Raw genomic sequence first — 12,720 nt, 5'->3', positions numbered from 1 at the left:
AAGAACCCCATCTTTAAGATGGGGTTTTATTTTTTATTAATCATTTTCGCGATTGTTCCAAAATCAAGTGATTGACCGTTATCTGTAATCGCTTTAACAATTTTATCTTCTTTTTCTTTTGATACGGGTTTGTTTGCAATTTGTGAAACGCGGCGCACAAGATTGCGTACTGTTTTTTCATCTTTGAAGTTTGCTCCTTGCACAGAGTTAGCAAGTTCAAATACGTCTTTCATATTTACGCCTGTTTTCTTTTCAATGTTTTTAAAGAGATTGTTATCCATCATGATCCCTCCTTATCACAGTAATATATCGTATGAAATTAAAGAGGAATTGGTGAAAAAGAAAGTGCGAGTAAAAGTTTACTCGCACTCTTTAACATACAGTATTGTTTAGGAGGGAAGTGTTCCAAAGTTCTGTTTAGTGACAGAAAGCAGCACCAACGATAATTAATAGAATGAACAATACAACGATTAGCGCAAAGCCGCCACCGCAGCCGCCACCATAACCGTAGCCGCCACCGCCGTAACTATAGCCGCCACAACCGTAACCACCATATCCGAAGCCCATATCTTTACACCTCCTCTTTCCTTATTCCTTAACACGATATGTTGAAGGAGTGCATTTGGTATGGGCGCATGTTGTTTTTCTTTTTTTATTTTCCAAAAGGATCATTCATCTCATATTTCCCAAACGCTTCTTCACTTTTTTCAATGTCCTGCATTTTTTTCTCGTGTTCCATATTCTCTACATATCTTTCTAGTTTCTGTATTTTCTCTTCTTCTTTCTCTATTTTGTTACTATGGAAGTTCTCAAAAAAAGTTTCAAGCTCCTCTAAGAAATCACTCATTTCTTTCACCTCACACTTTCATGTTTATTCAGAAAAAGAAAAAAGGGCAATAATACATTGCCCTTTCTTTCGTATAATCTCGCGATTAACGTTTTGGATCTACTTTTAACTTCTTTCCACATCCACAGTCTTTAACTTGTTGTTTGTTTGCATAAAGCTTGGGTTTCTTTTGCGGATGCTTATGTGATGAAGGATAATAGACATGACCGTTTTGAGGATATTGAGGATATTGCATGTTTAATTCACCTCTTTTCTACTGTCATGCTTTCGTTTACTAACACGAGTATGAAAAACAATATGAAACTCTCTCTTTACTATATTCTTTAAGACGCTCTCTGTTGATAGGATGTTTACCTTATTTTCTTGGTCTTCGCTTCTCTTTATAGAAGTTTTGCTCTTTTAAATTACGCATAAACCAATCATTATCATAGTTCTTTACATTAGGAGACTGGTCATCAGGCTTCTGATCGCGCACTTTCTTTTCTAGAATAGCAACTTGCTCTTTCAGCTTAGCTGTTTCTTCTTTTTGAAGTTTAAGAAGTTCTTCTTCTTTCTCTTTTTCAACCATTTCAATTTTTTTACTTAGTTCCTCGGCTCTTTCACGCCATTTTTCTTTTTCAAGTAGAATTTGTTCTTTTTCCTCAAGCCACTGCTCCTCTAATTCTTCTTCAATATCTTGTAAGTTCAACGTTTTCAAACGATTCTTATTATATTCACTTTTATAAAATTCAAGCTCTGCCCTCATTCGCTGTAAATAGCCTTTTAGCTGTTCATATGTTGGTTTTGTTTGAGACACTGTCATACACTCCTTGCTGTCTTTGATGAACTCCCATATAAGCGCACAGAACGATTATCCGTTTTGACGAAAAATCTAAAATAATTTCAAAAGAACACTAACACTTTTGTCATTTATGAATATGCTGTCACTGAGCAAATAATTCCGCTTTTACCCACGAAATTCCGCTATCGTTAAGGAACATAACAGAGCATTCTTCATACTATGTATTAGTCCTAAACGTGTTTCAGGGATGAGAGCGAGGACAATTATTTATAGGAGGTAAAACGATGGAACCTATTAAAGAGAGACTATGCATCCGCGTGCCAAAAGTCTACGATTGGGTTAATCGCGAAGTTGAACTACCTGTTTCTTGTCATATGGGGAAACATGGATTTGACAACTTAGACTTTGATTTTCATTTCGACTTACCAGAGGATACAGATCCGTATGAACTGGATTTCTTATCAGACGCTTGTGAAGCGTCTTGTATGATTACAGATTCTTCTGGTAATCCAGTTGACCACAACTGCGAAGAAGGATTAGAAATTACAGAAATTATTCAATCAGGCGGTCGTCCTGAAGTAACAGTTACACTTCCAGATGGAGAGTGTGTAACACTTCAAAGAGTTAAAGTACTTGTAAGAGGTTATTATGTTGTTCGTATTCTAGATGAAGATGGAGATCTTTGCTACTCAGCTCCACAGCCTTTTGCAACAATTCAAACATTCTTCTTATGCGCTCCAGAAGGAACAGAGCTTGTCGGTCATATTACGTTTGCTGACTGTCACGCATCAATTATCAGCGACCCACATAACTGCTTCCAACAGCTTGATGTATGTTTAACACTTTGCTTAGACATTCAAATGGAAGCATATGTAAAGATTGAAGTTGAAGGAAAGTTCTGTGATCCACGTCCAGATATCGACATTGTTACAAACGGATCTTGCCCTGTAAAACATGCGCCACCACAGTGCCCAGAAATTTTCCCTGGCTACTCTCTATATGAATAAGAGGAGATTTTTTCTCCTCTCTTTCCTCAATAAGTGATGTGTCAACAGGCGATTGGCCCCCTCCAATTGCCTTTTTCTTATAAAGCGGAGAGTTTTTTAGAATATTGACAAATCTATCTTCGTATCTTCATACATATAAAAAGAGGAGGTAAAACTATGGGTAAAAAAACAGCTTCATCTTCTAATCAATCTATACAGCTACAACAGAAACTTATTCATTATAAATCTGAAATTAATCGATTGGAACATACAATAAAAAAGTACGAGCAAGATCTTGAAACAGAACGAGCAAATGTAGCATTTTGGAAAAAGAAATACATTCCACCTATTCATTCATTAGACGACGGACAGACAGAAATCTTTAAAAAAGAACTTTCTCTATTAAAAAATGAGCTTTCTGAACAAAAAATGATTAATGAACGCTTGCAGGCAGAAAGAATTCTCTCTTCTCCTAAAGCCACTCTCACAACTTTGAAATGTTATTTTATGTACTCATCAATTATTCCGGTCGGAGAAGAAGAAGATGTAACACTCATTGGAAATGCTGTTATTAAAAATGAAACGGAGGATACAGTCCACGCTCCCCTTTTATGTTTAAAAGTAAGTGAACCAAAGTGTATTATAAGCGGGAAAATTCGAGATTCATCTCATAAAGAAGAACCTGGTCTTTCAGAACAAAACTCAGAAGGATGGGAATACGCTGTAAAGGATTGGAAAGAACGTGTTCAAAAAAATGGAGAGTATTGGTTGAAACCTTTAAAAACACATGAAATTCCTCCAGGAGAATCTGTTACCTTTGATTCTTTTCAACTAACTCTTAGTTCTAGTCTTTCGTCTTTTATTTTAGAAGGATATGCATACACAACTGAGTTCAAAGAAGGTGTTCCCTTCTTAAATAAGGCAATATTCAACTTCTCATCTTAGAAAAACAAGGTGTGGTTCAAGACCACACCTTGTTTTTTATTCTACAAATGATTCAATAATTCCAGCTACCCCTGCAATCGCAAGCACAAAGAGAAACGGAAATGAAATGTCTGGATATATTGAATAAAGAACATAAAGACCGATAGCACACCACATTCCTGTACACCAATAACAACTTAACAGTTCCCCAATCCACCTTCTCAGACCTGTTCCTTTCATTTTTATATACGTAGTTACAGAACCATCTTCAAGCGTTTCTTCTACAATTTCATGAAAGGGACGACGAATAAAGAAGGTAATCTTATCAAAAACAATGAGTCGTGTTAGACGAAATGTAGCAAGAACGAGCAGTAGCAAAGTCATCCACGTCATAAAAGTTTTTGCCTTCCTTTCATAGTCTAGACATTGTGTTTAGATCAATTAAGATTCCTATATTTTTAAAATGGTAATATCTTTTACCTCACTTGTAGGAACAACAGTTTGTTCTGTTTTAGCTGGATTAATCATGTAGAGAGTCTCATCTTCTACTTTCACAATTGTGCCACTATAAGTTCGTTCTTTTGTTTCTACTTGGCAAACAGGCTGTGAGAGGTGTGGTGGAAAATCAGCTAAAAAAGCCGCTTTTTCCTCAATACTCATCTTCTGAAACATTTTATTTTCTTTTTTCTCTTTTTCTTTTTCTTTTTCTTTTTCTGCTAAAGGATTTTGGACTACTTCAAGCGCTTTTGAAAGCGATGCTACTTTTTCACGTTCATCTCTTGTTTTCTTCACTTTCTTAAAAAATGAGTTTTGGTACACAGATTGCATCGATCGCTTTGGCTTTTCTATCGTCTCTGGTTGGACAATATACATAAGCGGCGTGTTTTCCCCTTCATTATTAAACTTTTTCAAACTCTTCTCCCCTTCCATGCTGACGTTCACTTAAAATTGCGACATTCTTTTAAAAATGTATGCTGTAAGGGAGCAAAGTTTGTTCGTTTCTCTAAAAAACATAAAAAAAAATCAGCTTTTCATAATGAAAAGCTGATTTTTTAGTTATCGTGCCATGCTATGGAAACCAGAATCAACGTGAATTGTTTCTCCAGTAATTCCGCGTGCAAGGTCGCTGAATAAGAATAATGCTGTATCCCCAACTTCTTCAGGGTTTGTTGTGCGACGAAGTGGTGCACGCTCTTCAATATCTTTTAAAATAGAGTTGAAATCGCTAATTCCTTTTGCAGAAAGTGTGCGAATTGGACCTGCTGAAACAGCATTTACGCGAATTCCATGCTGACCAAGATCAGATGCTAAATATTTCACACTTGCATCAAGGGAAGCTTTGGCAACGCCCATTACATTGTAATTTTGGACAACGCGTTCTCCACCTAAATAAGTTAGTGTAACAATACTGCCGCCCTCTGTCATGAGATCTTTGCTTGCTTTTGCAACAGCTGTTAATGAATAAGAACTAATGTTATGCGCAAGCAGGAATCCTTCACGCGTTGTGTTCATGTATTCACCTTGTAACTCTTCTTTGTTTGCAAATGCGATGCAATGAGCAATTCCGTGAATTGTTCCAACTTCTTCTTTAATTTGTGCAAAACATTTTTCAACTTCCTCGTCATTTGTTACATCACAAGGCAATACAAGTGAATTTGCTCCTTCTAGAGAAGAAGCTAAGTCTTGAACATTCTTTTCAAGACGTTCTCCTGCATATGTAAAAACTAGGCGAGCACCTGCTTCGTGTAAAGAACGTGCAATAGCCCAAGCAATGCTTCGTTTATTAGCAACCCCCATCACTACGTATGTACGGCCTTCTAAGGATAAACTTTTCATTGAAGATTCTCCTCACATTTTTTATTGTTAGTATTAGTATCAGGTACTAATATCATCTTCAGTATACCACATTATCACTTCTCAACAAATGCTTATCAAAAAAAAAGCCTGAACTTAAAGTTCAGGCTTCTCGATTGAATGATTTTTTCCAAACTGCAATGTTCGCTTTAATTCTTCTACGTACTCTGTAGAACCCGTTACAATAATCCGATCATCTCTTAATAGTTCAGTGTCTCCATGAGGAATAAGGGACTCATTCCCCCTAAAAATCCGAACAAAAATCACATCTCCTGTAAACGGAAATTTTCGAAGTGGAATGTTCATATATTTTGGATTATGAACGTCAATTTGATAAAGAGCTGCATCTCTATTTGTTAAAATCCCAATTAAGCTTGGTGACTCGATAAGAGCTTTCATTAACGACGTTGTTGAAGTTAACACTGAAAAAACATCAACATCGTGTTCGCGTACTTTATCTTGTAAAGTTGGCGTTTCAATTCGCGCAATAACACGCTCAACACCTATCTCTTTCGCATAAAGAGCAATATCTGCATTTCGTTCCTCATTCCCAGACGTCACAACTAGAATGTCTGTATCAAATACATCTTGCTTCTTTAGTTCTTCTATATCATAGCTTTCAATTTCAACAATATCAAATAGGGAACTTGATGTTTCGTCCTCAACTTTTTCCTGTGCTGGATGAAATAATGTAACATCATATACATGGGGGCTAAGCTCTTTTGTAACAGGTAAAGTAAGCTGGTTTGCTCCAATCAGTTTAACCCGAACAGTTGGGTTTTCTGATGATGGGTTACGGAATAGCTTAGCAAATAAGATTGGTGAAATAATACTTGAAATAACAGCAACTAAAATCAGAGCTCCGCTCATTTTTTGATCAATAACGCCTAGATTTTCACCAACTTTTGCAGCTGCAATAACAAGAGACAATGTTGAAGTTAGTAAGAAGCCCGCCGCAAATACTGTTTTTGTATCGTACCATTTCTTTAATAGATAAACTGGAATGATTTTTGAAATAAGTAAAGCTACAACAAGAAGGGGGATAAGAATAATTACTTTTGAATCACTCAACATCTCACCTAAATTCAACTCTACTCCAACCATTACAAAGAAAATTGGAATTAAGAAGCCATATCCAAAGGAATCCAGTTTCTGTACCATATCATGGTTTGGTGACAATAAGGAAACAAGAACACCTGCTAAAAAGGCACCTAAAATATTTTCTGCCCCAATTGATTCTGATAACCCTACAAGTACGATAATCAGAGTGAAAATGGCCCGGGTCCCGATTTGGATTGTTCCTGTTGATAAGGATTCAACAAAAGATCGCTTTTTGAAATAGTTCCCGAAAACATAAAGGACAATACCAGCACCAAATAAAACAAGCAGAAGCCACATGCTTCCTCCGCCACCTTCATGAAGAGAAGCGAAAACGGCAAGCAGAATCATTGTAACAAGGTCAGCAATAACGGCTACAAGTAAAATAATTTGACCAATATTTGTTTTCATGATTTGACGATCTTTCAATGTTGGAACAACAACGCCAAGTGAAATGGTTGAAATAATGAGGGTCATTAAGAACGCATTGTCTATAAACCCCATCCACACAAACAAATAGGAAAGGATAAGAGAGAGAATAAAAACTCCTCCAAAAATTAAGCTTGAAACAGCAAATGTGTTTGGAGCTTTTTTCCCATTTGAAAGCTGTTCTTTTTGCTTACTACCCGTGAAAGCAGAAAAATCAATTTCAACTCCGCTCAAAAACATTAAAAAGATAAATCCTAGGGTTGATAATGTTTCAAGCCACATATCTTGTTGAACAAGATCAAATCCACTTTTTCCAATAATAAGACCAACAATGATTTCAGCTACAACAACAGGAATCACTCTTAACCTGAAACGATGTAGCAAAATAGGAGTTAAGAAAGCACAGATAACAACAATGGCTAGTGAGACAACTGAAGCATGTTCTTCCATGTTACTCCACCTTCTTTCTTTAATTTATTTACTATCAAGTAAGATAACTCATAAATGTTGTTGCAAGCCCAAAATAAATTAATACACTAATAATGTCATTTACGGTTGTAATGAACGGACCTGAAGCAACAGCAGGGTCAATCTTACATTTGTGCATAATAATTGGAACAAGCGCTCCTGCAATTGTTGCTGCAATAAGAGTTGCAAAAATAGAAGCTCCAACAAGCAGTCCTAACACGAAGCTGTGTTGCCATATATAAACAACAAAAACGACTAGGATTCCACAGCTTCCTCCTGTTATTACCCCTGTTAATCCTTCACGGACGATAAGTTTCCATTTACTTTCCTTATCCGCTTCACCTGTTGCAATTCCTCTAACAGCAACTGCTAATGCCTGTGTTCCTGTATTACCAGCCATTCCACCAATAAGAGGAATAAAGACTGCAAGTATTGCCACTTTATCAAGAGTCTCTTCGAACTGCCCAATAAGATTTGCGGTTAGCATTCCCAAAAATAGCAGGATGACAAGCCACGGCAAGCGTTTCTTTGCCGCTGAAAAGGGAGTCCGAATCGTATCATCAACGTCTGAAATCCCGGCAAGCTTTGAATAATCATCTGATGCCTCTTCATCAATAACGTCCATTACGTCATCAACGGTAATGATTCCAAGGAGGTGGTGCTGAAAATCAACAACTGGAAGAGCCAAAAAATCGTAGTCTCGCATTGTACGTGCTACTTTTTCTTGATCTTCAGCAACAGAAACAGATACAACTCTTTCGCTCATTACTTCATAAATTAACGTGTCATCTTCTGCCACAATAAGATCACGTAAAGAAATAACTCCAACAAGGCGTTTCTCATCATCTATGACGAATACATAATAAATAGTTTCAGCAACAGGTGCTTTTTCTTTTAAAATTCTCATTGCTGAACTTACTGTCTCGTTTGCATAAATAGCTACATACTCTGTTGTCATAATACTGCCGGCAGTTGATTCTTCATAATGAAGAAGCTCTTTAATTTCATCCGCTGCTTCATCATCCATAATCGTTAAATAGCTTGCAACTTGTTCTTTATCAAGCTCATTTAACACGTCAACTGCATCATCAGCGTACATATCTGCTAACATATTAGCTGCAAAGTCCGGCATCATTTCGCCAAGAAGCTCCTTATACTCTTCCTCTGAAACTTCAATACTTTCAAAGATTGAAGCCATTTCCTCTGGTGAAAGGAAACTATATAGAATAAGGCGTTCTTCTTCATTAAGCTCTTCATAAAACTGAGCTTGATCATAAGAATGGAGATTCAGAAACTCTTCTCTAAATGTTTCAATGTCACGTAAATGAAGTAAATGAAACAAAATGAGCTCTGTCTGCTCCTTTCTTTCTTGCACTTTTTCATTATTCATCATAACCCACCTCCATGAAGTTGTTCATCTATAGAAGCTAGACGATACATGTATTCCGCTAAAATCAATGTACCCTCTTTTGTTTTAGTTTTTATCTTTTAATATTAGAGTAGAAAAAAAACGGATAGGACATGATAAAATGTGTTGAAAAAGTTCTAGAAACTTCGAACGTTTCCTCTAGAATTACCACATATCGAAGAGAAATATAGAAGAAAATCCTCTAAAATTCAACTACGGATAAACTTAAAAAGGAATGATAACATGGTTAAACAATCTGCGCAAGGATTTGATGTAATCGGTGATATTCATGGCTGCTATGATGAATTTGTCCTTCTAACAAAAGAGCTTGGTTACCAGTGGAATACCGATATCCCCTTACATCCAGAAGGAAGGAAACTCGTATTTTTAGGTGATTTAACAGATCGAGGAAAAAATTCCTTAGCTGTTATAGATATCGTTTCAAAACTCGTTAGCAAAAAGGCCGCTTTCTATTGTCCTGGTAACCACTGCAACAAACTTTATCGGTTCTTTAAAGGAAATAAAGTACAAATCACCCATGGCCTTGAAACAACTGTTGCTGAATATAGATCCCTTTCCAAAGACAAGCAGGCACTCGTTCGTGAACAGTTCATGAAACTGTATGAAACAGCTCCTCTTTATCTTGTGCTGAATAAAGGAAAATTAGTTGTTGCACATGCTGGCATCCGAGAAAAAGATATTGGAAAACATAGTCATCATGTAAAAACCTTCGTTCTTTATGGAGACATCACAGGAGAAGTGCATCCAAACGGCTCCCCAGTTCGTCGAGATTGGGCTCAGCACTATGAGGGGAAAGCAACGATTGTCTATGGGCATACACCTGTTAAAAACGTCCGAAAAGTGAATAATACATATAACATTGATACTGGAGTAGTTTTCGGAGGAGCTCTCACAGCTTTCCGATATCCTCAATATGAAACGATGTCTATTCCCTCCTCAATGCCATATGTTGAAGAGAAGTTCTCTACTTTCTCTTAAAAAAAGAGAGCTTGCTTTACTGTGCAAGCTCTCTTTGACATTTCAACATATCTTCTGGTAGTTCTCCTATAAATGATAAATATTGACCTGTAAACGGATGTTTAAATTCCATTTTATAGCAGTGAAGCGCTTGACGGTTCATTCTCCCTTGCTTACCTCCGTATAAATCATCTCCAAGTAAAGGGTGCCCGATATAGCTCATATGCACGCGAATTTGATGCGTCCTTCCCGTTTCTAAAGAAAGCTCAACAATAGCTGCCTCTTTGAAGCGTTCAAGCACTTTGTAATGAGTTACAGCATGCTGGCCATTCTCTACAACTTCTCTCTTAATAATGCTATCATCTGCTCTACCAATTGAAGCTGATACTGTTCCTTCTTCTGCAGGAACACCATGAACAAATGCTTGATAAAAGCGATGGATTTTATGACTTTGCTGCGCTTTTGAAAATAAATAATGACTATATCTATGCTTTGCCACAACAAGAAGTCCTGATGTATCTTTATCAAGTCGATTAACAAAGTGTAGTGTCGCATGAATATCGTTCTGCACATAATAGTACAAAAGCGCATTACTCAACGTACCTGATTGATGTTCCCGTGAAGGAATTGTCGCAATACCTGCCCTTTTATTAACAACGAGAAAATGCTCATCTTCATATAGAATATCCAAGGGCATTTTCTCTGCTTTAATGTTCTCACTTCGTTTTTCAAGTGGAAAAGCTACCTCTAAAACATCACCTTCTTTTAATATATATCGTACTGTTTCATCTTGATTATTAACCTTAATAAATCCACCTTGAAATTTAATTGCTGTAAGCGATGCTTTTGAGATGGAATGATCCTTTAAAAAGTCTCTCGTTATTGTTCCATCATAATGTGCTGAAATTTCCCAAGAAAGCGTAAACCTTTTTTCCATTATCTCTACCTCTTTATTTAATATAGATCAAAAACTTTTTATTACTTATTTAAAAAAGAAAATGCAACTCGCGCTTTATATAAAATATACAAAAAAGGCAGCTTTTTATAAAGCTGCCTCCTTTTATTCTGTAACAAATGAATCTCGTACTCTTTGCCAAAACGGAAATGTACGAAAGCGCGCAAAGCGAATTTTCTCTTGAGCCACACGACATTGAATAGACTTTACTTCTTTATGAAGCAACGTCAGGTGATCAATTGTTATTTGAAAATCGACGTCATTGACAGGCTTGAACATCCCTGTATGATGAGCTGGCAAAACAAGCGGTGAACCAATTGTTCTGAATACGCGATTATTGATAGAAGCCATCTCTGCAACTTGGATAGCTTGAAGAGATGGATGAAGAATAGCTCCTCCCAATGCTTTATTATAAGCAGTACTTCCAGAAGGAGTCGAAATACAGAGACCATCCCCTCGAAACGTTTCAAAGAGCTGCCCTTTAATTTCAACGTCTACAACTAAAGAACCTTCAACACTTTTTATTGTACACTCGTTTAAAGCAAGATAGCGCGATTCTTTCCCTCCACCTAAATAGCGAATAATCACTTCAACAAGGGGATATTCCACAATTTGAAACGGAGTTTTAGCGATTGCAATAACGAGCTTTTCAATCTCTTTCGGTCTCCAATCCGCATAGAAGCCTAAATGTCCTGTATGAACTCCAACAAAAGCCGTTTTATCTAAACGATGCTGATAACGGTGAAAAGCATAGAGAAGTGTTCCATCTCCCCCAACTGAGATAACAATATCTGGATGTGTTTCATCATACTCTAAATTAAAATCAAGCAAATATGTACGCATTTTTTGTGCGAGCGTATTCGATGTTTCATCACCTTTTGACGTTACTACAAATTTCAATTGTGGCTCCCTCCATTGATTGTTATTTTTCTTTCTTTCGTGAAAACATAACTTGGGCTTCTTGGATTTCTTCCCTTATTTTAGACATCTCTTCGTCAAGTTGAAAAGCTGCTTCTGAAGCGCGTTGTAAACGCTCTTTAATTTCTTTTGGAAAGTTGCCGCTATATTTGTAGTTCAGCGAATGTTCAATTGTTGCCCAAAAATTCATCGCAAGCGTTCTAATCTGAATTTCGACGAGAATTTTTTTCTCGCCTTCAATCGTTTGAACAGGATAGCGTAATACAACATGATAAGAACGATAGCCACTTTCCTTCTTCTCTGTAATATAGTTTCTTTCTTCTACAACTTCAAAATCGTTTCTTTCTTTTAAAATCTCTACAACAGAGGGAATGTCATCGACAAACTGACACATCATACGTAGCCCCGCGATATCCTGCATTTCTTCTTCTAAACGATCTAGCGGAATCCCTTTTCTTGCTGCTTTATCAAGGACACTCGGAATCGGCTTCACCCGACCTGTTACAAATTCAATCGGAGAATGAGTTGATTTCAACTCATACTGAGATCTCATTCCTTTTAATTTTACTTTTAATTCTTCAACCGCTTGTTTATAAGGAGCTAAAAATAAATCCCAATGTTTTAACATACTGATTTACACCACCAATTTTGTTCAAGAAAATATGTGCTCTTTTAAGCTTTATTTAAAAATATTTTTTCAACAGAACCCATAAATTCTTCTCCATAGTTAGAGTTTCCTTCGATGTTTTCTACAAGGTCTTCTAATTCTGTGAAAATATTTTCAAGTTGTACTTCATGTTCACCTACAAGAGCTACAACATTGGCGTTATTTTCTTTCGCTTCCTTAATGTCATTCCAGTATGGCTCCGTAATACTAACATAAACAAACGCTTCGTTTACATCTATAATATAAATGAAAGATAAATTATCAGAATCAACAATCATTTGACCTGTATCTTCTATTGTTTCAATGTTTTGATTTAACGCTTCTGTTTTAATATATAAGCGACCCTCTTTCCATTCCGTACCATTTACTTCGATTCTGTTTGACATAGCAGTAAATCTCCCTTCAAC

The 12,720-nt window shown here is 36.6% G+C and carries 17 protein-coding genes; 3 read left to right on the top strand and 14 right to left on the bottom strand.

The features are described 5' to 3' along the window. Window positions 1-26 precede the first annotated feature (26 nt). The 5 genes from spoVIF to ACK3CR_RS06155 form a co-directional block, all read right to left on the bottom strand. A complete protein-coding gene (spoVIF, locus tag ACK3CR_RS06175) occupies window positions 27-281 on the bottom strand; it encodes a sporulation-specific transcription regulator SpoVIF (protein WP_040057135.1) in 255 nt (84 codons plus the stop codon). Between the two features lie 136 nt (window positions 282-417). Next, window positions 418-567 (bottom strand): YjcZ family sporulation protein, encoded by a 150-nt coding sequence (locus tag ACK3CR_RS06170; protein ID WP_243514378.1) that lies wholly within the window; start codon window positions 565-567, stop codon window positions 418-420. 85 nt (window positions 568-652) lie between these two features. Then, entirely contained in the window at window positions 653-847 is a 195-nt protein-coding gene (locus tag ACK3CR_RS06165) for a hypothetical protein (protein ID WP_243514380.1), read from the bottom strand. An 85-nt stretch (window positions 848-932) separates the two neighbouring features. Beyond that, a complete protein-coding gene (locus ACK3CR_RS06160) occupies window positions 933-1,082 on the bottom strand; it encodes a hypothetical protein (RefSeq protein ID WP_019393804.1) in 150 nt (49 codons plus the stop codon). Between the two features lie 120 nt (window positions 1,083-1,202). Next, entirely contained in the window at window positions 1,203-1,643 is a 441-nt protein-coding gene (locus ACK3CR_RS06155) for a hypothetical protein (RefSeq protein ID WP_243514386.1), read from the bottom strand. Between the two features lie 269 nt (window positions 1,644-1,912). On the opposite strand from ACK3CR_RS06155, the gene ACK3CR_RS06150 reads away from it, so the two are divergent. Continuing rightward, window positions 1,913-2,635, top strand: coding sequence for a BMQ_0737 family morphogenetic spore coat protein (locus tag ACK3CR_RS06150; RefSeq protein ID WP_243514387.1), 723 nt, complete (start codon window positions 1,913-1,915; stop codon window positions 2,633-2,635). A 156-nt stretch (window positions 2,636-2,791) separates the two neighbouring features. After that, window positions 2,792-3,559 carry a hypothetical protein gene (locus tag ACK3CR_RS06145; protein ID WP_488975052.1) on the top strand — a complete coding sequence of 256 codons (768 nt, stop codon included), beginning with the start codon at window positions 2,792-2,794 and terminating at the stop codon, window positions 3,557-3,559. Window positions 3,560-3,595: 36 nt separating this feature from the next. Here the strand turns inward: ACK3CR_RS06145 and ACK3CR_RS06140 are convergent, their stop codons facing one another. The 5 genes from ACK3CR_RS06140 to mgtE all read right to left on the bottom strand — a co-directional run bounded on the left by ACK3CR_RS06140 (window position 3,596) and on the right by mgtE (window position 8,780). Continuing rightward, complete coding sequence (locus tag ACK3CR_RS06140; RefSeq protein ID WP_243514389.1) at window positions 3,596-3,931, bottom strand: DUF1360 domain-containing protein; 336 nt, start codon at window positions 3,929-3,931, stop codon at window positions 3,596-3,598. A 57-nt stretch (window positions 3,932-3,988) separates the two neighbouring features. Further along, window positions 3,989-4,450 carry a CotO family spore coat protein gene (locus ACK3CR_RS06135; protein ID WP_328123075.1) on the bottom strand — a complete coding sequence of 154 codons (462 nt, stop codon included), beginning with the start codon at window positions 4,448-4,450 and terminating at the stop codon, window positions 3,989-3,991. A gap of 144 nt (window positions 4,451-4,594) precedes the next feature. Next, window positions 4,595-5,374 carry an enoyl-ACP reductase FabI gene (fabI, locus tag ACK3CR_RS06130; protein ID WP_019393810.1) on the bottom strand — a complete coding sequence of 260 codons (780 nt, stop codon included), beginning with the start codon at window positions 5,372-5,374 and terminating at the stop codon, window positions 4,595-4,597. A 114-nt stretch (window positions 5,375-5,488) separates the two neighbouring features. Then, window positions 5,489-7,369: a monovalent cation:proton antiporter family protein gene (locus ACK3CR_RS06125; RefSeq protein WP_243514391.1), complete on the bottom strand. Its 1,881-nt coding sequence runs from the start codon at window positions 7,367-7,369 to the stop codon at window positions 5,489-5,491. 34 nt (window positions 7,370-7,403) lie between these two features. Further along, window positions 7,404-8,780 (bottom strand): magnesium transporter, encoded by a 1,377-nt coding sequence (gene mgtE, locus ACK3CR_RS06120; protein WP_420851470.1) that lies wholly within the window; start codon window positions 8,778-8,780, stop codon window positions 7,404-7,406. Window positions 8,781-9,038: 258 nt separating this feature from the next. Here mgtE and prpE point away from each other — a divergent pair, with 258 nt between their 5' ends. Beyond that, window positions 9,039-9,794, top strand: coding sequence for a bis(5'-nucleosyl)-tetraphosphatase PrpE (gene prpE / locus ACK3CR_RS06115; RefSeq protein WP_243514392.1), 756 nt, complete (start codon window positions 9,039-9,041; stop codon window positions 9,792-9,794). 16 nt (window positions 9,795-9,810) lie between these two features. On the opposite strand, the gene ACK3CR_RS06110 is transcribed toward prpE, so the two are convergent. From ACK3CR_RS06110 to ACK3CR_RS06095, 4 genes are all read right to left on the bottom strand, one after another. Further along, complete coding sequence (locus ACK3CR_RS06110; RefSeq protein ID WP_243514393.1) at window positions 9,811-10,710, bottom strand: RluA family pseudouridine synthase; 900 nt, start codon at window positions 10,708-10,710, stop codon at window positions 9,811-9,813. 123 nt (window positions 10,711-10,833) lie between these two features. Then, on the bottom strand, window positions 10,834-11,628 hold the full coding sequence (locus tag ACK3CR_RS06105; RefSeq protein WP_019393815.1) for an NAD kinase: 795 nt from the start codon (window positions 11,626-11,628) through the stop codon (window positions 10,834-10,836). A gap of 22 nt (window positions 11,629-11,650) precedes the next feature. Beyond that, entirely contained in the window at window positions 11,651-12,274 is a 624-nt protein-coding gene (yjbM, locus tag ACK3CR_RS06100; protein WP_061803313.1) for a GTP diphosphokinase, read from the bottom strand. Between the two features lie 44 nt (window positions 12,275-12,318). Then, window positions 12,319-12,699, bottom strand: a complete 381-nt coding sequence (locus ACK3CR_RS06095; protein ID WP_243514394.1) for a UPF0738 family protein — start codon at window positions 12,697-12,699, stop codon at window positions 12,319-12,321. Between the last annotated feature and the right edge of the window lie 21 nt (window positions 12,700-12,720).

This window comes from Priestia sp. TRM10, assembly GCF_057808375.1.
This window is presented reverse-complemented; position numbering and strand designations above follow the sequence as displayed.